General features: G+C 60.6%; 19 protein-coding genes and 5 tRNA genes. 10 read left to right on the forward strand and 14 right to left on the reverse strand.

The window, feature by feature from the left end:
* Positions 1–183 precede the first annotated feature (183 nt).
* The 3 genes from ispG to hemA form a co-directional block, all read right to left on the reverse strand.
* Positions 184–1,305: a flavodoxin-dependent (E)-4-hydroxy-3-methylbut-2-enyl-diphosphate synthase gene (gene ispG / locus VWZ87_RS03000; protein ID WP_416535154.1), complete on the reverse strand. Its 1,122-nt coding sequence runs from the start codon at positions 1,303–1,305 to the stop codon at positions 184–186.
* A gap of 209 nt (positions 1,306–1,514) precedes the next feature.
* Positions 1,515–2,738 carry a helix-turn-helix domain-containing protein gene (locus tag VWZ87_RS03005; protein WP_416535155.1) on the reverse strand — a complete coding sequence of 408 codons (1,224 nt, stop codon included), beginning with the start codon at positions 2,736–2,738 and terminating at the stop codon, positions 1,515–1,517.
* Positions 2,739–2,869: 131 nt separating this feature from the next.
* Positions 2,870–4,093, reverse strand: coding sequence for a 5-aminolevulinate synthase (gene hemA / locus VWZ87_RS03010; RefSeq protein ID WP_340545923.1), 1,224 nt, complete (start codon positions 4,091–4,093; stop codon positions 2,870–2,872).
* A 323-nt stretch (positions 4,094–4,416) separates the two neighbouring features.
* On the opposite strand from hemA, the gene VWZ87_RS03015 reads away from it, so the two are divergent.
* Positions 4,417–5,808 carry a M20/M25/M40 family metallo-hydrolase gene (locus tag VWZ87_RS03015; RefSeq protein WP_416535156.1) on the forward strand — a complete coding sequence of 464 codons (1,392 nt, stop codon included), beginning with the start codon at positions 4,417–4,419 and terminating at the stop codon, positions 5,806–5,808.
* Between the two features lie 127 nt (positions 5,809–5,935).
* On the opposite strand, the gene VWZ87_RS03020 is transcribed toward VWZ87_RS03015, so the two are convergent.
* The 8 genes from VWZ87_RS03020 to VWZ87_RS03055 form a co-directional block, all read right to left on the reverse strand.
* A tRNA-Asp gene (locus VWZ87_RS03020) sits at positions 5,936–6,012 on the reverse strand.
* Positions 6,013–6,099: 87 nt separating this feature from the next.
* Positions 6,100–6,176: transfer RNA gene (locus VWZ87_RS03025), tRNA-Asp, on the reverse strand.
* A 50-nt stretch (positions 6,177–6,226) separates the two neighbouring features.
* Positions 6,227–6,303: transfer RNA gene (locus tag VWZ87_RS03030), tRNA-Asp, on the reverse strand.
* A 330-nt stretch (positions 6,304–6,633) separates the two neighbouring features.
* Positions 6,634–7,005 (reverse strand): hypothetical protein, encoded by a 372-nt coding sequence (locus VWZ87_RS03035; RefSeq protein ID WP_416535157.1) that lies wholly within the window; start codon positions 7,003–7,005, stop codon positions 6,634–6,636.
* Between the two features lie 147 nt (positions 7,006–7,152).
* Positions 7,153–7,228: transfer RNA gene (locus VWZ87_RS03040), tRNA-Val, on the reverse strand.
* A 77-nt stretch (positions 7,229–7,305) separates the two neighbouring features.
* Positions 7,306–7,875 carry a histidine phosphatase family protein gene (locus VWZ87_RS03045; protein ID WP_416536883.1) on the reverse strand — a complete coding sequence of 190 codons (570 nt, stop codon included), beginning with the start codon at positions 7,873–7,875 and terminating at the stop codon, positions 7,306–7,308.
* Between the two features lie 148 nt (positions 7,876–8,023).
* Positions 8,024–8,098, reverse strand: a tRNA-Val gene (locus VWZ87_RS03050).
* Between the two features lie 101 nt (positions 8,099–8,199).
* Positions 8,200–8,655 carry an Lrp/AsnC family transcriptional regulator gene (locus tag VWZ87_RS03055; protein ID WP_340545927.1) on the reverse strand — a complete coding sequence of 152 codons (456 nt, stop codon included), beginning with the start codon at positions 8,653–8,655 and terminating at the stop codon, positions 8,200–8,202.
* A gap of 129 nt (positions 8,656–8,784) precedes the next feature.
* Here VWZ87_RS03055 and VWZ87_RS03060 point away from each other — a divergent pair, with 129 nt between their 5' ends.
* Together VWZ87_RS03060 and VWZ87_RS03065 are read left to right on the forward strand one after the other, a co-directional pair.
* Positions 8,785–9,840 (forward strand): Leu/Phe/Val dehydrogenase, encoded by a 1,056-nt coding sequence (locus tag VWZ87_RS03060; protein ID WP_340545928.1) that lies wholly within the window; start codon positions 8,785–8,787, stop codon positions 9,838–9,840.
* A gap of 289 nt (positions 9,841–10,129) precedes the next feature.
* Entirely contained in the window at positions 10,130–10,405 is a 276-nt protein-coding gene (locus VWZ87_RS03065) for a YrhK family protein (protein ID WP_416547664.1), read from the forward strand.
* 312 nt (positions 10,406–10,717) lie between these two features.
* Here VWZ87_RS03065 and lon read toward each other — a convergent pair whose 3' ends face one another.
* The 3 genes from lon to tgt all read right to left on the reverse strand — a co-directional run bounded on the left by lon (position 10,718) and on the right by tgt (position 15,604).
* The gene (gene lon, locus VWZ87_RS03070; RefSeq protein ID WP_416535159.1) at positions 10,718–13,132 is read right to left on the reverse strand and encodes an endopeptidase La; all 2,415 of its coding nucleotides are present in this window, start codon (positions 13,130–13,132) and stop codon (positions 10,718–10,720) included.
* 235 nt (positions 13,133–13,367) lie between these two features.
* Entirely contained in the window at positions 13,368–14,036 is a 669-nt protein-coding gene (locus tag VWZ87_RS03075; protein ID WP_416535160.1) for a hypothetical protein, read from the reverse strand.
* 437 nt (positions 14,037–14,473) lie between these two features.
* A complete protein-coding gene (gene tgt, locus VWZ87_RS03080) occupies positions 14,474–15,604 on the reverse strand; it encodes a tRNA guanosine(34) transglycosylase Tgt (RefSeq protein ID WP_340545932.1) in 1,131 nt (376 codons plus the stop codon).
* A 365-nt stretch (positions 15,605–15,969) separates the two neighbouring features.
* Between tgt and VWZ87_RS03085 the strand changes: the two genes are divergently transcribed.
* The 7 genes from VWZ87_RS03085 (at position 15,970) to VWZ87_RS03115 (ending at position 22,414) form a co-directional block, all read left to right on the forward strand.
* Complete coding sequence (locus VWZ87_RS03085) at positions 15,970–16,863, forward strand: SPFH domain-containing protein (RefSeq protein ID WP_340545933.1); 894 nt, start codon at positions 15,970–15,972, stop codon at positions 16,861–16,863.
* Positions 16,860–17,138 (forward strand): NfeD family protein, encoded by a 279-nt coding sequence (locus VWZ87_RS03090; RefSeq protein ID WP_340545934.1) that lies wholly within the window; start codon positions 16,860–16,862, stop codon positions 17,136–17,138. The genes VWZ87_RS03085 and VWZ87_RS03090 overlap by 4 nt, the downstream gene beginning before the upstream one ends.
* Before the next feature lie 508 nt (positions 17,139–17,646).
* A complete protein-coding gene (locus VWZ87_RS03095; RefSeq protein ID WP_416535161.1) occupies positions 17,647–18,162 on the forward strand; it encodes an Lrp/AsnC family transcriptional regulator in 516 nt (171 codons plus the stop codon).
* Between the two features lie 140 nt (positions 18,163–18,302).
* Positions 18,303–19,442 carry a glycine cleavage T C-terminal barrel domain-containing protein gene (locus VWZ87_RS03100; protein ID WP_416535162.1) on the forward strand — a complete coding sequence of 380 codons (1,140 nt, stop codon included), beginning with the start codon at positions 18,303–18,305 and terminating at the stop codon, positions 19,440–19,442.
* A gap of 27 nt (positions 19,443–19,469) precedes the next feature.
* The gene (locus tag VWZ87_RS03105) at positions 19,470–19,919 is read left to right on the forward strand and encodes an OsmC family protein (protein WP_416535163.1); all 450 of its coding nucleotides are present in this window, start codon (positions 19,470–19,472) and stop codon (positions 19,917–19,919) included.
* A gap of 23 nt (positions 19,920–19,942) precedes the next feature.
* Complete coding sequence (locus VWZ87_RS03110) at positions 19,943–20,743, forward strand: enoyl-CoA hydratase (protein WP_416536884.1); 801 nt, start codon at positions 19,943–19,945, stop codon at positions 20,741–20,743.
* A 3-nt stretch (positions 20,744–20,746) separates the two neighbouring features.
* Positions 20,747–22,414 carry an acyl-CoA synthetase gene (locus VWZ87_RS03115; protein WP_416535165.1) on the forward strand — a complete coding sequence of 556 codons (1,668 nt, stop codon included), beginning with the start codon at positions 20,747–20,749 and terminating at the stop codon, positions 22,412–22,414.
* Positions 22,415–22,431 lie beyond the last annotated feature (17 nt).

The raw sequence follows: 22,431 nt of genomic DNA on the forward strand, positions 1-22,431 counted from the left end.
GTTGCCCCCTATATGCAGGGCGGACTGGGGGCTGGCCCCCAGACACAGGTCACACTGGGGGCCAGCCCCCAGACCCCCGGAGTATTTCGGGAAAGATGACGGGCGAAACAGACACGAGAAAAGGGCGCTGATGTCATCATAGCGCCCTTTTGCTCATCTCGTTGTCAGTTTGTGGTCGCGGATCTATTCCGCCGCGGCGGCCTCTGCATCCAGCTGAGCCGCCTTTTTCTCTACCTCTTCGACGATGTGATCCACCATCTGATCATTGGACATCTTGTGGCTGGCCTTGCCGGCCAGATAAACCATGCCGGATCCCGCGCCGCCGCCGGTGAAACCCACGTCTGTCATCAACGCCTCGCCCGGGCCATTCACCACACAGCCGATGATGCTGAGGCTCATCGGGGTCTTCACATGTTCCAGGCGCTTTTCGAGCGCCTCCACCGTCTTGATCACGTCAAACCCCTGCCGCGCGCAGCTGGGACAGGAGATGATATTGACGCCACGGTGGCGCAGGCCGAGGGATTTCAGGATTTCAAAGCCCACTTTCACCTCTTCCACCGGATCGGCGGAGAGGCTAACCCGCAGCGTGTCACCGATGCCCATCCACAACAGCTGGCCAAGGCCGATGGCGGATTTGATGGTGCCGGAGACAAAGCCCCCGGCCTCGGTGATGCCAAGGTGGATCGGCGCATCGGTTGCCTCGGCCAGCTGCTGATAGGCGGCGGCGGACATGAAAACGTCGGAGGCTTTGACCGAGATCTTGAACTCGTGAAAATCGTGATCCTGAAGGATACGGATGTGATCGAGACCGCTCTCCACCATCGCCACCGGGCAAGGTTCGCCGTATTTGTCGAGGAGGTGTTTTTCCAGCGAACCGGCATTGACGCCGATGCGGATCGAACAATTGTGGTCGCGAGCCGCGCGGATCACTTCGGCCACGCGTTTTTCATCGCCGATGTTGCCTGGGTTGATGCGCAGGCAGGCAGCGCCAGCTTCGGCGGCCTCGATACCGCGTTTGTAGTGGAAATGGATATCGGCAACGATGGGCACCGGGCTTTCGCGAACGATTTCCTTTAGTGCCTTGGAGGAGGCCTCATCCGGGACCGAGACCCGGACGATATCGGCGCCAGCCTCCGCTGCGGCCTGCACCTGGGCCACCGTCGCCGCAACATCCGTGGTCAGCGTATTGGTCATCGTCTGCACCGCAATCGGCGCATCGCCACCCACAGGCACATTGCCGACATGGATCTGGCGGCTTTTGCGGCGTTCGATGTGGCGCCAGGGGCGAATGTGGTTGATCGACATGAGGTCCGGTCCGCGCTGTTCAGGGTTCCGGGCATAGATACGCGCAGTCTCGCGCAGCTTCAATGGGAGGCAGGCAATCCTGAAGGTCGCAGGCCAGATGTCGCAATCACCACGCGTGGCCCATGAGGGAGGCCCGGGCTCAGAAAGGTCAGCTGTACGGCAAAGGCAGGTCCGACGCCCCGGGTGGAAACATCCGGGCCGGACGGGGCCTATTCGCCGGTGGTCTCGGTCACGGGAACGGTGAGGCTGCTGGCCTGCAATTCAGCGACCAGCGTGGCCAGTGCGCTGTTGCGATCCTCGCTCAGATCGGCCAGCGCAAACCGTTCGGTGAGCGCATCGGAGGACAGCACGACGTTCTTCGTCACCTGCCCCCGTTCGCCGACCGGTCCGTAATGGGCGCCGTTCACTGCGAAGTAAATCGCTCCGCTCTCGCCGGTGCGCAGCAGCGGTGCCTCTTCGGTGGCGGGAATTTCGAAATGCTGACCCGGCTCCATGATGGTTTCAAAGATCACGCTGCCATCCACGGCAGTGACCTGAACCCAGGACGGGCGCACGGCGACCATCTGCAGCGCGGGCGCGGTCTCTTCCACGACCTGCGGCATGGCGGGCAGCGGTGCTGCCGTGCTGAGGCTGGCATCTGCCAGCGCAACCGAGGGCAGCTCCGGCATGACAAAATTGCCGAAGCCGCGTGGATCAAGCGTCGCGATCGGGCCGTCGCGCGGCACCATGACCGGCACGTCTAGCGCCTGCGGGCGATAGAGCCGATCCAGCGCCTCAAGTGCGGGATCTTCGTTCTGGGCATCCCCCTCGCGGGCAGCCCCGGCCAGCGGATCCAGATCGGCCAGCACGATGGGGGTCTGATCCACCGGCGCCATCTGCACCTGCTGGACCTCTTTCAGAACCGCCCAACCGCCGTAGCCAATGCCGCCGATCAGCGCCACCAGCACCGCAAGCGACCCCACCGCGCGCAGCTCGATCTGGCTGAAGACGCTGCTGGCTGCGGGTACGAAGGGAGTATTGGGAGAGGTGAAGGCATCGCTGCGCAGCCCACCCATGCCGGTTGCAATCGGTTTCCCGGCGGATTTGCGCACTGATGCCTCGGCGGACATGCCATGGGCCACCTGGAAACCGCTTTCCTGGCAGAAGACGTCAAATGTGGTGTCGGGATCCATATTGAGATAGCGCGCATAAGAGCGCACGTAACCCGCAATAAAACCCGGCGTGTCAAAGACAGTCGGGTCAGAATTCTCAATCGCGGCGATGTAGGAGGCTTTGATCCGCAGCTCACGTTGGACATCCAGCAGCGACTTGCCCATCGTGGCCCGTTCACCGCGCATAATGTCACCCAACCGAAGCTCGTAATCATCAAAGCTGCGAGGCCTTGGCGATTCGTCGTGCGTCTTCGATTTGCGCTGAGTAAGGCGCCCGATCATGCCTGCTGTCCCATTTTAGCCTGCCGCATTCGACATTCAGGACGTCATGGATCCGCGGAATGCGATTCGCCTGCGCCCTTTGATTATGGTCATACTACCACAATCTTACCATTTTGACACAGCGCTATGATTCAGCCCGCCATTTCGGCACGATTCAGCGCACAATGCGACCAGAGCCCATCCATTGCCTTGACCAGGGCGTCAATCTCTTTGGGACCATGTACCGGGGATGGGGTAAAGCGCAGCCGCTCGGTGCCGCGCGGCACTGTCGGGAAGTTGATCGGCTGCACATAGATCCCGTGATCCGACAACAGCATGTCGCTCAGCTTCTGGGTATGGACCGGGTTGCCGACGATCACCGGCACGATATGGCTGCCATGGTCGATGATCGGCAGGCCAAGCCCCTTCAGCCGCATCTTCAGGATCCGTGCCTGCAACTGGTGCTGTTCGCGCAGTTCCGGCGCCGTCTTCAGATGGGCAACCGAGGCCGCCGCCCCTGCCGCTACCGCCGGGGCCAGCGACGTGGTAAAGATGAAGCCCGGCGCATAAGATCTTATGGCATCGCACATTTTTTCCGATGCGGCGATATAGCCGCCCATCACGCCAAAGGCCTTGGCCAGGGTTCCGTTCACAATGTCGATGCGATCGATCAGCCCGTCGCGTTCGGTCACACCGCCACCGCGCGCGCCATACATGCCAACCGCATGAACTTCGTCGATATAGGTGAGCGCGCCAAATTCATCAGCCAGGTCGCAGATCTCGGCAATCGGGCCAAAGTCGCCATCCATGGAATAGACCGATTCAAAGGCGATGAGCTTGGGTGCAGCAGGATCCGCCGCTGCCAGCAGCTCCCGCAGATGCGCAACATCATTGTGGCGGAAGATGCGCTTGGCCCCGCCATTGCGCCGCACACCTTCGATCATCGAGGCGTGGTTCAGCGCATCGGAAAAGATGATCAGACCGGGAAACAGCTTGGGCAGCGTGCTCAGCGTGGCATCATTGGCGATATAGGCCGAGGTGAACAGCAGCGCCGCCTCTTTCTGATGCAGGTCCGCCAGCTCGGCTTCCAGCTGTTTGTGATAGACCGTGGTGCCCGAAATATTGCGGGTGCCGCCGGAGCCTGCACCGGTGGCATCAATGGCCCCATGCATTGCCTCCAGCACAACCGGGTGCTGACCCATGCCCAGATAATCGTTGCCGCACCAGACCGTTATGTCCTGTTTGCTGCCGTCGGGACGGGTCCAAACCGCATGTGGAAACTGACCGTTCTGCCGTTCGATATCAATAAATGTCCGGTAGCGACCTTCGGTGTGAAGCTGAGCAATCGCTTGGTCGAGTTTCGCGGTATAGTCCACCGGCATCTCCATGGCATAGTTGGCACCAGCGGATCTGGCGCGAGCTGTGGTCGGGCTGATATATTCACGTTACCGAATAAATAACCCGATCCCTCCGTTTGATCAATCAAATACGGTGAAGGGGCCGGTCCAGCCTTGATGCAGGTCAAATAGACCTTTGCGCCGACGGCAGCAAGAATTGTAACGCCCGTTTGACGCTACAAACCGACGCATATCACAGGCTTATCACTGGCACATCACAGGTGGGCGGCCTCTGGCCCCTGCCGACGGGCACTGTTAGGCTTCGCGGCGAGCCAATCATCAATTGCAGGAGCCCCCTGACCATGTCCTTGAACGACGTCCTGAACCGGATTGACAGCGACCTTGATGCCGCGACGCAGCGGCTGATGGATTTGCTGCGCATCCAGTCGATCTCAACCGATCCCGCCTATAAGGCCGAATGCGACAAGGCTGCCGATTGGCTGGTGGCGGATCTGCAATCCATCGGCATCGAGGCGGCAAAGCGCGTCACTCCCGGCCACCCGATGGTGGTGGGTCACGTCGGCCCTCAGGATGAGGCGCTGCCGCATGTGCTGTTCTACGGCCATTACGACGTGCAGCCGGTGGATCCGCTGAACCTCTGGACCACTCCCCCGTTTGAGCCGCAGCTGGAAGAGACCGCGCGCGGCACCGTCATTCGCGGCCGTGGCGCCTCGGATGACAAGGGCCAGCTGATGACCTTTGTCGAAGCCTGCCGCGCCTGGCAGGCGGTCAAAGGCACCCTGCCCTGCCGTATCACCTTCTTCTTTGAGGGCGAGGAAGAGAGCGGCTCGCCCTCTCTCGTGCCCTTCATGGAACAGCACGCAGCCGAGCTGAAAGCGGATCTGGCGCTGATCTGCGACACCTCGATGGTGTCGCGCGGGGTGCCGTCGATTTCCTCGCAGCTGCGCGGCATGCTGAAGGATGAGTTCACCCTGATCGGCCCGCGCATCGACCTGCATTCCGGCCATTACGGCGGCCCCGGCCTCAACCCGCTGCGCGAAATCAGCCGCATCGTCGCGTCCTTCTATGACGAAGACACCGGCAAGGTCGCGGTTGAGGGCTTCTATGAGGGCGTACATGAGGTGCCGGAAGAGCAGCTGCGCCAGTGGGAAGGCTGCGGCTTTGATGAAAAGGACTATCTCTCCAACGCAGGCTATACTCAGGCCCACGGGGAAAAGGACCGCTCGGTTCTGGAACAGCAATGGGCCCGCCCAACGCTGGAGGTGAACGGCCTCTGGGGTGGCTACAACGGTGCCGGCTCCAAAACCGTGATCCCGTCTGAGGCGCATTGCAAGATCACCTGCCGTCTGGTCGGCGACATGGACCCGGATGCGCTGCGCCTGAAGATCCGCAAACATGTCGAAGACCGGCTGAAGCCTGACTGCAAGGTGGTCTGGGACAATGATCTGGAGGGCTCGCGTGCCTCGGTGATGAATATCGCCCGCCCCGAATTCGAAGCCGCCCGCGGTGCGCTGTCGGATGAATGGAACCGCGAAGCCGTATTCTGCGGCATGGGCGGCTCGATCCCCATTGCCGGCTTCTTCAAATCCATCCTCGGTATGGATGCGATGCTGATCGGCTTTGCCAATGAAGATGACGCCATCCACTCCCCAAATGAGAAATACGATCTGGAAAGCTTCCACAAGGGCATCCGCTCCTGGGCACGCGTGCTGGACGCGCTGACCAAAGCGTAAGATCACCAGTGGTGTGCGCTCCGGCGCGCACCACATCTCGACAGGGCAATCACCGTAACGCCACGCCACAAAACGCAAAAACCCCGCCAAAGCAGGGAGCGTTCATCCACAAATTTAGGGAAGAAAGTGGCGCGGTTGACGGGGCTCGAACCCGCGACCCCCGGCGTGACAGGCCGGTACTCTAACCAACTGAGCTACAACCGCGCATGGGCCTTTCGGCAAATCAGGCAGCAGCCTGACCTATATATCCCCTCCGGGGCGGACCCTGAACGACAGGGCATCGTATGAAAGTGGCGCGGTTGACGGGGCTCGAACCCGCGACCCCCGGCGTGACAGGCCGGTACTCTAACCAACTGAGCTACAACCGCGCATTTACTTTCATCTGGATCCCTTAACCCGGATCCTGGGCGGACAGCAGTGGCGCGGTTGACGGGGCTCGAACCCGCGACCCCCGGCGTGACAGGCCGGTACTCTAACCAACTGAGCTACAACCGCTTGCTGTTCCATCCAACGTCGCCGCTGAATGTTGGGCTGTAATATTCGCAGCACCGAGGGATCGTCAAGCGGTGTTTTGGCATTTTCTCCGGTTTCCGTGAAAAAAAACAAAGCCACCGCCAAATTACCGCCTAACCCATTGTTTTTCCGAAATTCCCATCTGGCGTCCCGCCGGACACCAGGGATAATCGATCAGGAAAATCACAGCCAACCTCAGATCCGCGGATCACGGAGCCACGCGGCGACAACAACAGCGCCATCCAGCCGCAAGGTGCCGCAGACAGCACCGATGGCGCGCCGTACCAGAGCCGCGCCACCGGTTAGTCCTGATCAGTTGGAGATCACCATGACACCGGCCGCGCCCCGGCCCTGCTCGCGGATAAACTGCATCTGATTTCCAGAGACACCGATTTTCTGGCAGTCCGTCCCCCGCTCCGGCTGCTTGCCGATGCGGACATTGCGGCACCACAGGGCGCCATTCCACTGCCAGGCGCCAACCAGCTTGCCCTGGTTGGTTTTTCCCTTGATTTTCCCGTTGGGCAGGATCTGCATACTGCCCCAATCGGCGCTGAGGGTCTTGCCACCGACAAGAGCGAGAAACTCCGCCTCGGTCTTGATTGGTTTATAGGATCCGGCCTGCCCCGCTGCGGGCAGACAGAACAGGACAGAGACCACGACTGAAAGGATTGCAAAATATTTCACGACATAAACTCCACGTCATATACTCGGTAAAAAAACTCCCCTCCGGCGGGAAATGCGCCGAAGGAGCGACATGAGCCTACTGCGAAACCATATGCATCGCAACTTTGGCGCTGGCAGAGCTTATTGATATGGAATTCAAAGGGGGAATGGTGGGTCGTGAGAGGCTCGAACTCCCGACATCTTCGGTGTAAACGAAGCGCTCTACCAACTGAGCTAACGACCCGGTGAGCGCGGATTTAGAGAATGCGCGCGCTCTGCGCAAGAGGCAAATCGCAAAAATCTGCGAAAAAATTCCCGCCCCTAGCGCAGCACCCGCTCCATGCCCTGCGACAACTCGTAGATGCAGCCCTGTTCATTGGGCAAGGCGGCCATTTCCGCGCGCGACAAGCCGCAGATCACCCCGCGCAGGACCTGCCCCCACAGCCCATGCGCCACCACAACGGTCGGCTCACTCAGCCCGGTCAGGAAATCCGTGATCCGGGCCTGAAACGCAGCAAAGCCCTCGCCCTGTGGCGCCGCACAGAACAAATCCAGATTAAGCGGGTTGGCGGCGTAGATATCCGGGTATTCAGCCGCGACCTCGGCACGGGTCATGCCCTGAAACACGCCGGCCTGCGCCTCGGCCAGCCGGGCGTCCGTGACATAGGGCTGACCGCCAAGCGCGATCTGCGCCGTCTGCTGCGCCCGCCCCAGCGGCGAGACATAGCAGGCAGGTCCCTGTGCCAAAATCGGCGCCATCAGCCCCGCCTGCTGCTGTGCATGCTCAATCCCCAGCGGGCTCAGCCGCGATTCCAGCTGTCCCTGAATGCGCCCTTCGGCGTTCCATTCCGTCTGCCCATGCCGCAGAAACCAGATCTTCGGATAGTCCATGCCCGCCCTCGTTGATGCCCGACCCTCCGGCCCTTGCCTAAACATCTAGACAGGTTTCTCCGGCCTGAGAAGAACCAAGCGCGAAACGCGACACCACGTCCGCACCACAAGACGCAGAGGTCAGCTAATCGGCACTGCAAAAGGAGGATGGTGGGTGATAAGAGATTTGAACTCCTGACATCTTCGATGTGAACGAAGCGCTCTACCACTGAGCTAATCACCCTTGGCGGCGGTCATACCGCCGGTCGCGCGTCGCTGCAAGAGGGGGGTGATGAAAAATCCCGCTGCGCTGCGATTTTTGCGCCGCACGGGCGCTGCCCCCTCCTACTCCAGCGGCAGCACATTGCGGCAGATCATCGTGCGCAGGGTGAAACTGGACCGGGTGTTGCGAATGCCGGGGACCCGCATCAGACGATGCTCCAGAAACTGATCGAAATCGGTCAGATCCTGCGCCACGACCCGCAGCAGAATATCGCGGCTCCCGGTCATCAGATAACATTCCATCACCTGATCGAACCGCCGCACCGCTGCCTCAAAGGCCTGCAACCCTTCGCTGGACTGGCGTTCCAGCTCCACCGCGACAAAGATGGTGACCGGCAGGCCAACCTCGGCCTGATCGACCCGCGCCGAATAGCCCGAAATCACGCCGCTGTCCTCCAGATTGGCGACCCGCCGCGCACAGGGCGTCGCAGAGAGGCCGACTCTCTCCGCCAGCTCGGCGATCTTCATCCGACCGTTCTCCTGCAGGGCGGCCAGAATCCTGCGATCAATCTTATCCACGTGTTTCCCCCTAATATTGGCCAGATATTAGGGAAAACCACCAACAGCATCAATAACTGCGACGTATTTTGGAGGAAACCGGCGGTTGCGTGGCGGTATTCTGCGGTGAAATGGAGGAGCAATCCAAAGATGACAGCCACAATCACCCCCGTCGCCACCTCGACACATGAAGAAATCTACCGCGTCGAGGATGCCTCGGTTGGTCTCACCGGTTTTATCGCCGTGCATTCCACCTTGCTTGGCCCGGCGGCCGGCGGGCTGCGGATGCGTCCCTACGCCAGCGCCGATGACGCGCTGACCGATGTCAAACGCCTGAGCGAAGGCATGACCTACAAAAACGCCGCAGCAGGCCTCGCGCTTGGCGGCGGCAAGGCGGTAATCATGGGCGATCCCGCCACCCAGAAAACCCCGGAGCTGCTGCGCGCCTTTGCCCGCGCCATCGACAGCCTGGACGGGCGTTACATCACCGCCGAGGATATGGGCATGAGCCCCGCGGACATGGCCATCCTGGCCGAGGAAACCAGCTCCGTCGCCGGGCTTGCCGATGGTGAATATGCCTCCGGTGACCCCTCACCCATCACGGCGCGCGGCATCTTCAATGCGATCCGCACCGCCTGGGCGCATAAGACCGGCCAGATCGACCTCAGAAACCGGGTTGTTTCGGTTCAGGGCCTGGGCCATGTCGGCTGGTATCTCTGCGATTTTCTCAACAAGGCCGGTGCCGAGCTGATCGTCACCGATGTAAACAGCACACAGGTTGAACGTGCAGTTGCCGCCTTTGGCGCCACGGCTGTCGCCCCCGATGAGATCTACGCGGTGGAGGCCGATATCTTTGCCCCCTGCGCGATCGGCGGCATCCTCAACAACGAAACCATTCCGCAGCTGAAGGTTGCCCTGGTCGCAGGCGGTGCCAACAATCAGCTGGCCTCGGCCGAGGATGCAGCCGCACTGCACAAACGCGGCATCCTCTACGCGCCCGATTTCGTGGCCAATGGCGGCGGCATTATCAATGTCGCCACCGAGATCCTGAAAATCGGCAACCGCAACAGCTTTGTGGCCGAACGGCTTGAGGCGCTGGAGGTCACCATGGCGGCAATCCTGAAGCAGGCCACCGCCGATGACGTTAGCCCCGACGCCGTGGCCATCGCCACCGTGCAGGCAAAAATGGCGCCCAAAGCGGCCTGACCCGGCATCGCGACCCTGTCGCCCGCCCCGAACATCCAAGATGCGCTGCCCAATGCAGCGCCTTGGATCAAGCCCGCCGAATAAGAGCGGGCGCCAGACGGAAGAACCCGAAACCTCGGGAAAACAATAATAAAACCTGATTTGGGCGACCCTTTGCGGTCGCCCTTTTTCTTGCGAGACCTGCGGGGAACCCCTGAGGGTCACTGACTGCCGCTATGAAGATCTCCTTTGAACCAATCCTCCCCCCGCGCGTTAGGGTAAAAGCAGCCGACACAGACCGACGGAGGACATGATGGCCCTGTTCCACCCCGACAATCGCAATCGCAGCGACCGCCACAAGAAGATCTACGCCTATTGTGAAATCGCCTACACGATGGTCGATGTCTCCGCTGCGGTGCTGTTTGTGATAGGTTCAATCCTGTTCTTCAACGACGCAACCGTCACCCCCGGCACATGGCTGTTTCTGGTAGGATCCGTCCTCTTCGGACTGCGCCCGACGATCAAACTCTACCGTGAATACGCCTATCTGCGACTTGGCGATTATGACGATATCACCCGCCAATGACACGGCCCGCGCCTGCGTCTCCGCCAGAGCCACCGCCCGGCGGACCGGCCAACAACCGGTTTCTCGTCGCCCTGTCGTATCAGGCCAGCGTATCCCCTGTTGCGACAATCAAGCGGCCCAACAATGCGGCGAACTGATCTATTTCTTCCTCTTCCCACCGTCGACGAACCGACAGGTCGCCTGCTTCAAGAAGGTCGCAAACGCATCTCACAGGACATAAGGCAGATGGGCGCCCCGGATAAGGGACGCCCATCTATTGTTACCTATTGCGGATTGATCTCAACAGCTTAGGGGCAGCACCCGTGGCCTGGATCAATGCGCGGTGGCGCTGGCGCCATCCTCGGGAACACCCAATGCTGCCTTGGCAGCGGCGGCGGCCTCTTCTGCCGCCTCATCCCATTCGATGGGTTCGGGCGTATCTGTCAGCGCGTGTTTCAGCACCTCGGAGACGTGGCTGACGGGGATGATCTCCAGCCCCTCCTTCACGTTATCCGGGATATCCGGTAGGTCTTTCTCATTCTCCTGCGGGATCAGCACCGTCTTGATACCACCGCGCAGCGCGGCCAGCAGTTTCTCCTTCAGACCGCCAATCGCGGTCGCATTGCCGCGCAGCGTCACCTCGCCGGTCATGGCGATATCCTTGCGGACCGGGATCCCAGTCAGCACCGAGACAATCGCCGTCACCATGGCCAGACCCGCGCTTGGGCCGTCCTTCGGCGTTGCGCCATCCGGCACGTGGACGTGGATGTCCAGCTTGTCGAATTTCGGCGGCTTCACTCCAAGCTGCGGCGAAATCGAGCGGACATAGCTTGAAGCCGCCTCGATCGACTCTTTCATCACATCGCCCAGCTTGCCGGTGGTCTTCATCCGACCCTTGCCCGGCAGGCGCAGCGCCTCGATGCTCAGCAGCTCACCCCCGACCGAAGTATAGGCAAGACCGGTGACAACACCGACCTGATCTTCCTTCTCGGCGAGACCATAGCGATACTTCGCAACCCCAAGGAATTCATCCAGATTCTCAGGCGTGACAGAAACGCTCTCCGCCTCTTTCTTGACGATCTTGGTCAGCGATTTCCGCGCCACCTTGGCGATCTCACGCTCCAGATTCCGCACCCCCGCCTCACGGGTATAGGTGCGGATGATCTCGGTCAGCGCCTCATCGGTGAGCTCGAATTCCTTGGCCTTCAGACCGTGGTTCTTCACCTGCTTGGAAATCAGGTGCTGCTTGGCGATCTCACGCTTTTCATCCTCGGTGTAACCGGACAGCGGAATGATCTCCATCCGGTCCAGCAGCGGCCCCGGCATGTTGTAGCTGTTCGAGGTGGTCAGGAACATCACGTTCGACAGGTCATATTCCACTTCCAAATAGTGGTCCATGAAGGTCGCGTTCTGTTCCGGGTCCAGCACCTCCAGCATCGCCGACGCCGGATCACCCCGGAAATCCTGCCCCATCTTGTCGATTTCATCGAGCAGGATCAGCGGGTTGGTGGTCTTGGCCTTCTTCAGCGCCTGAATGATCTTACCGGGCATGGAGCCGATATAGGTCCGGCGGTGACCGCGGATCTCGGACTCGTCGCGCACGCCACCCAGCGAAATGCGGATGAACTCGCGACCGGTTGCCTTGGCCACCGATTTGCCCAGCGAGGTCTTGCCGACACCCGGAGGGCCAACAAGGCAGAGGATCGGCCCCTTCAGCTTGGCCGAGCGCTGCTGCACCGCGAGATATTCGACGATACGTTCCTTGACCTTCTCAAGCCCGTAGTGATCGGCGTCCAGAATATCCTGCGCCCGGCTCAGGTCTTTCTTCACACGCGATTTGGTGCCCCAGGGCAGGGCCAGAATCCAGTCCAGATAGTTGCGCACAACCGTGGCTTCCGCCGACATCGGCGACATGTTCTTGAGCTTCTTCAGCTCGGCCTCGGCCTTTTCGCGCGCCTCTTTGGAGAGTTTGGTCTCGGCAATCTTGGCTTCCAGCTCGGCGACTTCGTTAGAACCGTCCTCGCTGTCGCCCAGCTCCTTCTGAATGGCCTTCATCTGCTCATTCAGATAATATTCGCGCTGGGTCTTCTCCATCTGGGATTTGACGCGGGTCTTGATCTTCTTCTCGACCTGCAGCACCGACAGCTCGCCCTGCATCAGGCCATAGACCTTCTCCAGACGTTCGCTCACCGACAGGGTTTCGAGAAGATCCTGTTTGTTGTCGACCTCGATCCCCAGATGACCGGCGACCAGATCGGCCAGCTTGGCCGGTTCCGTGGTCTCGCCAACGGCGCTCAGCGCCTCTTCCGGGATGTTCTTGCGGACCTTGGCATAACGCTCGAACTCATCGCCGACGGTGCGCAGCAGCGCCTCCACGGTGGTGACATCGCCGGGAATCTCGCTGAGATACTCAGCGCGCGCTTCAAAGAAGTTGTCGTTGTCCAGATATTCGGTGATTTTCACCCGCGCATGACCTTCGACCAGCACCTTCACGGTGCCGTCGGGCAGTTTCAGCAGCTGCAGCACATTGGCCAGCACGCCGACACTGTAGATGCCATCGGATTGCGGATCATCTTCCGCCGGGTCGATCTGACTGGACAGCAGGATCTGCTTGTCGTCGGTCATCACCTCTTCCAGGGCACGCACCGATTTTTCCCGCCCGACGAACAGCGGCACGATCATATGCGGGAACACAACGATATCGCGCAGCGGCAGGACGGGGTAGGATGAATTGAGTGGCTCTTGCATACTCGGTCCTTTGGTTTGGCAAGACGCCCCCGCCCCGATTATCGGCAGCTTCGGCGCGTCTCCTCATTGGCTGTTTATCTGGTGCAGCGGTGTTGGGATTTCAACCGCCGTGCCTCAATGTTTGGTGTCACATTGCCCGCAGCGCGCCCGGACCACAAGGGCGCAAATGCAGCTAGGGTGAGCAAATGGTGAAGGCCGCGCGCGGCAGCCTCCGCCGATGACCTGACCCGCAGCATCAGCGCCGCATCAGGGTGATCACCCCGCGTTCCAGCCGCCCACCCGGTCCGGTTTCGCGGTAGGTGCCGCTCATCCGGGTCTGATCAATCAGGTACAGACGGATATCCTGCCGCAAAACGTCTCCGGTGCCGGTGTCGCGTTCTGATTGCAGCCTCAGTTGCAGCATCTGCTCCACCCCGCAGGGCAGCCGCCCCATGCCCAGCTCATCGAGGAAGACCTCCGCACCATCCGCCAGATCGCCGCGGCCAACGCTTTCGGCCCTCAGCCCCGTGCCCGGCTCAGGTGGCGCCCGGTCCAGCACGCCGATGGGGATCACCCCAGACACGGCAGAATCCGCCACCAGACGGCCATTGCGAAATCTCAGTGTCAGCACCTCACCCGCGCGCTGCGGCAGCGGTTGCATATCGACGCGGCCGCCAACCGGCAGCCCGGTCTCCCCCGGCCCCTTCTGCACAAACCACTGGCCCCGCAGCGCTTTGGAGCCGCCCTTGATCAGATCGTCAAATGTGATCCGGCAGCCATCAAGCGGTGGTGCCTTGAAAAAGCTTGAGGCCTCGGCCAGCGACCCCGGCGCCTTAGCTGCCTGATCCGACTGCGCCACAGCGCCAGAGGCAGCCACAAGGCCGCCCAGCAGCACCACGCTCCCCCATGCCTGAAACCAGCTCATCGCGACCCTTCCCGTTTTGGCGGAATCTAGCAGCGAGGTCTTCATAACCGGTGAACGCGGACCGGGATCATCCCTACCAAAGATCGCAGCAAAAAGCGCACGACATCAGGCCGTTTCCTTGGGTGCAGTCGCGCTCCGGCAATCCTTACCGCTGCGCGGCCGACGTCAGGTGCGCCAGCGACCCCGGCTGCTCCCCATAGGATCCGCCATGGTCCAAAAGCGCAAAAACAGCAACGCCCGCCGCCAGCAAAATCATCAGCGAACAATGCGCAAGTCCAGTTGAAGCCGTCTCATTCATCGGATCTCTCCACGTTGGTCATCAGTGCCTGATTGACAGATCACCGCTGATTTGTGGCGCAAACGTGTTCAGGGCAGGACCCGCCGATGAACATTCGCTCAAGTTTTCGATAATCCGGGCGCATCCCCCTTGCTGGCCCCTACAATGGCTCAATATCGCCTTCGGCACGGGTGTCGTGGAAATCCTTCTGCCAGGCCTCGAAGGTGCCCGCAGCAATCGCCTCCCGCATGCCGCCCATGATTTCCTGGAAGTAATGCAGGTTATGCCAGGTCAGCAGCATCCCCGAAATCATCTCGTTGCTGCGGAACACATGGTGCAGATAGGCGCGCGAATAGTTCGAACACGCCGGGCAGCTGCACTGCTCATCCAGCGGGCGTGGGTCATCCTGGTGGCGGGCGTTCTTGATATTGACCACACCATAGCGGGTAAACGCTTGCCCCGTGCGGCCAGAGCGCGATGGCAGCACGCAGTCCATCATGTCGATACCACGGGCCACCGCACCGACGATATCATCAGGCTTGCCCACCCCCATCAGATAGCGCGGCTTGTCCTCAGGCAGGAAACCGGGCGCATAATCAAGACAGTCAAACATCGCCTCCTGCCCCTCGCCCACTGCCAGGCCGCCAACCGCATAGCCCTCGAATCCGATCTTCTTCAGCGCCTCGGCGCTTTCTTCGCGCAGATCCTGCTCCAGCCCGCCCTGCATAATGCCGAACAGCGCATGGCCCGGACGGTCGCCAAAGGCCTCGCGCGAGCGCTCCGCCCAACGCATCGACAGGCGCATCGACTCGGCGATCCGGTCGCGGTCCGCAGGCAGCGCCGGACATTCGTCGAAACACATCACGATGTCCGAACCGAGCAGGCGCTGGATTTCCATCGACCGTTCCGGCGTCAGCTCATGTTTGGATCCGTCGATATGGCTTTTGAAGGTCACACCCTTTTCCGTCAGCTTGCGCAGACCCGCCAGCGACATAACCTGAAACCCGCCCGAGTCCGTCAGGATCGGCCGCTCCCAGTTCATGAATTTGTGCAAGCCGCCCAGACGGTCGATCCGCTCTGCCGTGGGGCGCAGCATCAGATGATAGGTATTGCCCAGCAGGATATCCGCCCCGGTCGCACGCACGCTCTCCGGCAGCATTGCCTTCACCGTTGCGGCCGTGCCCACGGGCATGAACGCAGGCGTGCGGATCTCGCCGCGCGGCGTATTGATGACACCGGTGCGGGCCTTGCCATCGGTGGCTTTCAGGTCAAATGAGATTTTCGGCGCCATGTTCTCTTCCTTGGGCTGTCTTGTGCGTGGTCCCGCCGCTGCGGGGAATTTCCTACGGGATCATCTGCCACCTGAACCCTGCTCCGCCGCGATCCGGGACCATACCGGCAGAGCCTGCCGGATGTGCCTTATCCCGGCGCGGTTTTCAAGCCTGCATGACCGCAGCCCGCGCCAAAGCCCCGGCAGCCCTAGCCAGCCCCCACCCCGCACGCCACGGATGCGCCGCAGGCGGGGCCGTTCCCCTTGCCTGCCACCACCGCACACGCCATAGAGAAGAGGAACGGGGCGCCGTCCCCCCACGCTTGAATCCCGGGTCCACGACCCCCAACTGCATACCATAGCATACAAATTTATTGCGAGGCATAATGACCGAAGAACTCCTGCTGAGCCTGCTGACGCAGAACATCATCTATATCCTGGGCGCGATCTTCCTGATCATCCTGATCCTCAAGGGCGTCCGCATCGTACCGCAGTCCGAAAAATACGTGGTCGAACGCTTTGGCCGCCTGCATGCGGTGCTTGGCCCCGGCATCAACTTCATCGTCCCGCTGCTCGACTCCGTCGCCCATAAGGTCTCGATCCTGGAACGCCAGCTGCCCAACGCCAGCCAGGACGCCATCACCAAGGACAACGTGCTGGTGCAGATCGACACCTCGGTGTTCTACCGCATTCTGGAACCGGAAAAGACCGTCTATCGGATCCGCGACGTTGACGGCGCCATTGCCACCACCGTGGCCGGCATCGTGCGCGCCGAGATCGGCAAGATGGACCTGGATGAGGTGCAGTCGAACCGCTCGCAGCTGATCGGTCAGATCCAGCATCTGGTCGAAAGCGCCGTTGACGACTGGGGCATCGAAGTGACCCGCGCCGAGATCCTCGACGTGAACCTCGATCAGGCCACCCGCGACGCCATGCTGCAGCAGCTCAACGCCGAGCGCGCCCGCCGCGCCGAGGTGACCAAGGCCGAGGGCCAGAAACGCGCGGTGGAACTGGCCGCCGACGCCGAGCTCTACGCCGCCGAGCAGATCGCCAAGGCCCGCCGCATTCAGGCCGATGCCGAGGCCTATGCCACCGGGGTAGTCGCCAAAGCCATTGCCGAAAACGGTCTGGAGGCCGCGCAATATCAGGTGGCCCTGAAACAGGTCGAGGCGCTCAATGCCCTTGGCGCAGGGGAAGGCAAACAGACCATCCTGGTGCCCGCCAATGCGATTGAGGCCTTCGGCAACGCCTTCAACATGCTGAAAGGGGCCGGAAAATGACGGCCCTGCTCTCGGTCTGGTGGGTCTGGATCGCGATTGCCATCGGCCTCGCCATCGTCGAGGTGCTGGCGCCGGGCTTCATGTTCCTCGGCTTTGCCGTCGGCGCGGTGCTGGTGGCCCTGCTGCTGGTCGCCACCCCCGCAGGCAGCATCACCCTGCCGGTGCTGCTGCTGATCTACGCCACCCTCTCGCTGATCGCCTGGCTGGTCTTGCGCCACTTCTTCAAGGGCCCCAAAGGCCAGGTGAAACACTTCGACCACGATATCAACGATTGAACAAAGCCCCGTCCGGTCTGCACTGGGCGGGGATCCCCCTAGCCTCACCAGTCCCGCAATCCAATACAACAGCCGCAACCGTCAGGCTCAGCAGTGTATAGATAGCGACATTCGGAGCTGGCGCCCGTCCCCCCTGCTGGAACGCAACAAAGCGTCCGAAGCGGCCAGAGGCTATGTTGTCTTGCAAGACTCTCCTCTCTGCAAATCCTGTCCAGCGTCCAGTCTGCGATCGGATGTTATGCAACCGAGATCCGGCTGCGGCTCGAAACCTTTTTCTGCTCCGGGTCGGCCTGCTCTGCCGTTGCGAAACGTCTACCCGCGACATGCTGATATCAAACGGAGATATGCCCCCTATTGGCGGACAACGCCGATCAGCTGGACGTGGTCGCGCTCATTTCGGTCGCAAAGCCACTGAGCTGACGGAGGGCTTTCAGGTAGGGATATCCTAATCTAGCATGTGATCGTCGGTCATATGACCGTGCTTCCACACAAAGAAAGACCAGAGCGAATGAAGAGACTTGCCCTTGATGCAGCAGACATCCGCATTCTCAGCGCGCTCCAGCAGCATGGGCAGTTGAGCAAGGCCAAGCTGGCAGAGCTGAGCGGTCTTTCCGCGACCCCCTGCTGGGCGCGGCTGACCCGGTTGAAAGCGGGCGGATACATTCGCGGCTATCATGCCGATATCGCGCTGGAGCGGCTCGCAGATTTCGCGCAGGTGATTGTGACGGTTTCCCTCAGCCGTCATCGAAAGGCTGATTTTGAGCGCTTTGAAGCTTTTCTCGACAGCCGGGATGAGATCATTGATTGCATCGCCACCGGTGGTGGGGTCGATTACATCATGAAGATCATCAGCCCCAGCCTCGCCGCGTTTCAAGACCTGATGGAAGATTTCCATGCCGAAGACCTCGGCATTGACCGCTACATGACCCATTTTGCCACGCGCCAAGTGAAATCAGCTTTGCCGAACCTCTCGAAATTGGCCGCTGCAAATCCGAAATTGCCGCTCTGGCCCAATCGGTCCTGATATGGCCCCCCAAACGGCCTGAATGGTCTGAGAAGTGATAATCTTCGGACCACTTTCGCCGCCTCTCCTGGACTACATCTCGCAAAGGTTTTGACAGTCTCCGATCAAAGCGGTCGGGGACAAAACGGGAGGTAGTTCCAATGCAAGCAGATGATTTCGGTTTCGGCACACAGATCCGCAAGTCGCCCTATTTTGACGCGACAGTGCGTTGGGGCGCGAAGGGGTTCTCCGTCTACAACCACATGTATATCCCGCGCGATTTCGGTGATCCCGAGCAGAACTTCTGGAACCTCGTGAATGACGCGATACTCTGTGATGTGGCCGTTGAACGGCAGGTTGAAATCACCGGTCCTGACGCGGCGAAATTCACCCAGATGCTGACCTGCCGCGATCTGTCGAAGATGGCGGTCGGCCAGTGCAAATACATCCTGATCACCAATGCCGACGGCGGCATTCTGAACGATCCGGTCCTGCTGCGTCTTGCCGAGAACCATTTCTGGATCTCTCTTGCTGATAGCGACATTCTTCTTTGGGCGCAGGGGGTTGCGGTCAACTCTGGCCTTGATGTCACGATTGGTGAGCCGGATGTCTCGCCGCTGCAATTGCAAGGCCCCAAATCCGGCGAGATCATGCGCGCGCTGTTTGGCGACGGGATCATGGACCTGCGCTACTACTGGCTGCGCGAAGTCGAGCTGAACGGCATCCCGCTGATCGTGTCCCGCACAGGCTGGTCCAGCGAGCTGGGCTATGAAATCTACCTGCGCGACGGTTCCAAAGGCGATCTGCTGTGGGAAACCATTATGGCAGCCGGTCTGGAATTTGGCCTCAAGCCCGGCCACACATCCTCCATCCGCCGCATCGAAGGTGGGATGTTGTCGTATCACGCGGATGCCGACATGGGCACCAACCCCTTTGAGCTTGGGTTTGACCGGTTGGTGAACCTCGACATGGAGGCTGATTTCATCGGCAAGGCCGCGTTGCGCCGTATCAGGGACGAAGGTGTCAGCCGTAAGCAGATCGGCCTGATCATCGACGGCGATCCTCTTGCGGGTCCCAACACGACATTCTGGGACATCAATTCGAGTGGCGAAGCAATCGGCAAGGTCACCTCTGCGGTTTATTCCCCGCGTTTGGAGCAGAACATCGCCTTGGCCATGGTGTCAGCGGAACACGCCAACATCGGTGCACAGGTTGAGGTCGTCACCAAATCCGGCCCCGTCCGCGCAACAATCTGCGAGCGCCCGTTCTATGATCCCAAAAAACAGATCGCTGCCGCTTAACGTCCTGCTACATGAAAGAATACCGAAATGTCAGATCTCGCGATTGAGCTGCACTGGCAGCGCGCAGCGCCCGTATTGCAAACCGGCTCCTATTCGAACGAGCACACCGTGCAATACAACAACCGCTATGACCTGCTGGTCGATTCCGCCCCTGATTGGGGCGGAAACCCGGAGAACACAAACCCCGAACAGGCCCTCGCCTCGGCGCTGTCGAGCTGCCATATGATGACCTTTCTTGCGCTGGCCGCAAAGGCGGGCTGGCCGGTGGCCAGCTACCACGATTACGCCGAGGCCCATCTGGGCAAGAACCCCAAGGGCCAGATGTCGGTAACGCGGATTGATCTGCATCCGGTGGTGCGTTTTGACACCGGCTTTACGGTGGGCGACGCCGAACTGGCGCAGATGCAGGACCGCGCGCACCGCTACTGCTTTATTGCGAACACCCTCGCCGACAGTGTCGAAATCAACATTCTTTAGCGCTCGAATAAGGGATACCCCCCGTGACCACATCTGACATCCTGCTGCGCGTTCTGGACGGGACCGGAATATTGCGCCTGACCTTGAATGACCTGCGTCGGCGCAATGCCTTGTCCGAGGCGATGCTGGCGGAACTCGGTGCTGCGTTTGCAGCCGCCGGGACCGATCCAAATGTGCGGGTGATTGTCCTGGCGGCCAATGGCCCTGAGTTTTGTGCAGGCCATGACCTCAAGGAAATGACCGCCGGGCGTTTGAACGGAGATGGTGGTAAAGCCTATTTTGCCCATGTCATGGCGATGTGCGCAGGCGTGATGCAAGGCATCGTGAATTGCCCCAAACCCGTCATCGCTGAGGTCACAGGCATCGCAACGGCCGCAGGCTGCCAGCTGGTCGCAAGCTGTGATCTGGCCATTGCGGCGGACGCGGCGCAGTTCAGCACACCGGGCGTTCATATCGGGCTGTTCTGTTCCACGCCCATGGTGGCCCTGTCGCGCAATGTCGCAGACAAACACGCGATGGAGATGTTGCTGACGGGTGACATGACATCCGCCGCACGGGCCGCCGAGATCGGCCTTGTGAACCGCGTCGCGGCACCTGACGCGTTGCAAACGGTAACGATGGAGTTGGCGCGCAAGATTGCGTCAAAATCCAGCATGACGCTGGCAACCGGCAAACGCGCCTATTACGCCCAGCGCGAGATGTCGCTGCCCGATGCCTACGATTACGCCTCTGCTGTGATGGTCGATAACATGCTGGCGCAAGACGCCGAAGAAGGGATCGAAGCGTTCATCGAAAAGCGCGCGCCCCAATGGCAGGACGCCTGAGCCATGACCGCAAACCCCTATAATACCGATCTGGACCGCAATCCTGCAAACCATCAGCCACTGACGCCGCTGACATTTCTGGAACGCGCGGCCTCGGTCTTTCCTGATCACACTGCGATGGTGCATGGCCCGTTGCGGCGCAATTATGCGGCGTTTTATGCGCGATCACGTCAGTTGGCCTGTGCTTTGGCAGAGCAAGGCATCGGGCGCGGTGACACCGTGTCGGCCCTGCTGGCCAATACGCCCGCAATGCTGGAATGCCATTACGGTGTTCCCATGTGTGGCGGGGTCCTGCATTCCGTGAACACCCGGCTAGATGCCTCGGTGATTGCGTTTCAGCTGGACCATGCCATGTGCAAAATCGTCATCGTAGACCGCGAATTCATGCCCTTGATGCAGGATGCGCTGGCGCTGGCAACAGTGCGCCCGCTTGTCATCCAATACGACGACGCTGAATTCTGCGGACCCGTTACCGAGGCAGATGCGCAGGATTACGAGGCCTTCCTGTCGACGGGCGATCCTGAATTCGACTGGCTGATGCCGCTGGATGAATGGGACGCGATTTCGATCAACTACACATCGGGGACGACAGGCGATCCAAAGGGTGTGGTTTCGCACCACCGGGGGGCCTATCTGCTGGCGCAGGGCAATGCGCTGACGACGTCGATGGCGAAACATGCGGTCTATCTGTGGACGCTGCCAATGTTCCACTGCAATGGCTGGTGTTTCCCATGGACGCTGTCGGCGATCATCGGCACCCATGTCTGCCTGCGTCAGGTGCGGGCAGAACCGATCTGGGCCGCTTTGGCAGATGAGCACGTCACCCACCTGTGCGGCGCGCCCATTGTCATGTCTTTGATGATCTCGGCGCCGGAGACCGAAAAGCGCCAACTTGATCATACCGTGCAATTCTTTACCGCTGCCGCCCCGCCGCCGGAGAAGCTGCTGGCGGATATGAAAACCTCAGGCTTTGATGTCACGCATCTCTATGGGCTGACTGAAACCTACGGCCCTGCCGTGGTGAATGACTGGCATCAGGACTGGTCCGATCTGCCGCCCGCCGAGCAGGCAAAGCTGAAATCGCGCCAAGGCGTGCGCTATCTGCCGCTGGAAGGATTGGATGTGCTGGACCCGGACACCATGCTGCCCGTGCCGCGCGACGGGAAAACCATGGGCGAGGTGATGTTTCGCGGCAACGTCGTCATGAAGGGTTATTTCCGCAATCCCACAGCCACCCAAGAGGCCTTTGCAGGCGGCTGGTTCCATTCCGGCGATCTCGGCGTGCGGCACGCGGACGGCTATATTCAGCTGAAGGATCGCTCCAAGGATATCATCATTTCGGGCGGCGAGAATATTTCGTCCATTGAGGTGGAGGAAGCGCTTTATCGTCACCCCGCCGTCGCGATTGCTGCCGTGGTGGCCATGCCGCACGAAAAATGGGGCGAAACGCCCTGTGCTTTTGTGGAACTGGCTACAGGTGAACATGTGGATGCCGCCACATTGCGCGCGTGGTGCAAGGACCAGCTTGCGCCCTACAAGGTGCCCGGACAGTTCGTGTTCATGCCGATCCCGCGCACGTCAACCGGCAAGATCCAGAAATTCATCTTGCGCGATCAGGCCCAGAAGATCGCGGAAAACGCACATGCAGGTCAAATGACACCGGCTCAGTAAGCCGGTGTCATTTGCGA

Origin of the sequence: Phaeobacter sp. JH20_37 (assembly GCF_048056015.1) — a bacterium.
GTDB classification, from domain to species: Bacteria; Pseudomonadota; Alphaproteobacteria; order Rhodobacterales; family Rhodobacteraceae; genus Phaeobacter; species Phaeobacter bryozoorum.

What these genes read in the sequence shown, in the direction of transcription:
- ispG (WP_416535154.1), bottom strand. Translation starts at nt 1,305, where the DNA reads ATGTCGATCAACCACATTCGCCCCTGGCGCCACATCGAACGCCGCAAA.
- VWZ87_RS03005 (WP_416535155.1), bottom strand. Translation starts at nt 2,738, where the DNA reads ATGATCGGGCGCCTTACTCAGCGCAAATCGAAGACGCACGACGAATCG.
- VWZ87_RS03015 (WP_416535156.1), top strand. Translation starts at nt 4,417, where the DNA reads ATGTCCTTGAACGACGTCCTGAACCGGATTGACAGCGACCTTGATGCC.
- VWZ87_RS03045 (WP_416536883.1), bottom strand. Translation starts at nt 7,875, where the DNA reads ATGGACTATCCGAAGATCTGGTTTCTGCGGCATGGGCAGACGGAATGG.
- VWZ87_RS03060 (WP_340545928.1), top strand. Translation starts at nt 8,785, where the DNA reads ATGACAGCCACAATCACCCCCGTCGCCACCTCGACACATGAAGAAATC.
- VWZ87_RS03065 (WP_416547664.1), top strand. Translation starts at nt 10,130, where the DNA reads ATGATGGCCCTGTTCCACCCCGACAATCGCAATCGCAGCGACCGCCAC.
- lon (WP_416535159.1), bottom strand. Translation starts at nt 13,132, where the DNA reads ATGCAAGAGCCACTCAATTCATCCTACCCCGTCCTGCCGCTGCGCGAT.
- VWZ87_RS03075 (WP_416535160.1), bottom strand. Translation starts at nt 14,036, where the DNA reads ATGAGCTGGTTTCAGGCATGGGGGAGCGTGGTGCTGCTGGGCGGCCTT.
- tgt (WP_340545932.1), bottom strand. Translation starts at nt 15,604, where the DNA reads ATGGCGCCGAAAATCTCATTTGACCTGAAAGCCACCGATGGCAAGGCC.
- VWZ87_RS03085 (WP_340545933.1), top strand. Translation starts at nt 15,970, where the DNA reads ATGACCGAAGAACTCCTGCTGAGCCTGCTGACGCAGAACATCATCTAT.
- VWZ87_RS03090 (WP_340545934.1), top strand. Translation starts at nt 16,860, where the DNA reads ATGACGGCCCTGCTCTCGGTCTGGTGGGTCTGGATCGCGATTGCCATC.
- VWZ87_RS03095 (WP_416535161.1), top strand. Translation starts at nt 17,647, where the DNA reads ATGAAGAGACTTGCCCTTGATGCAGCAGACATCCGCATTCTCAGCGCG.
- VWZ87_RS03100 (WP_416535162.1), top strand. Translation starts at nt 18,303, where the DNA reads ATGCAAGCAGATGATTTCGGTTTCGGCACACAGATCCGCAAGTCGCCC.
- VWZ87_RS03105 (WP_416535163.1), top strand. Translation starts at nt 19,470, where the DNA reads ATGTCAGATCTCGCGATTGAGCTGCACTGGCAGCGCGCAGCGCCCGTA.
- VWZ87_RS03115 (WP_416535165.1), top strand. Translation starts at nt 20,747, where the DNA reads ATGACCGCAAACCCCTATAATACCGATCTGGACCGCAATCCTGCAAAC.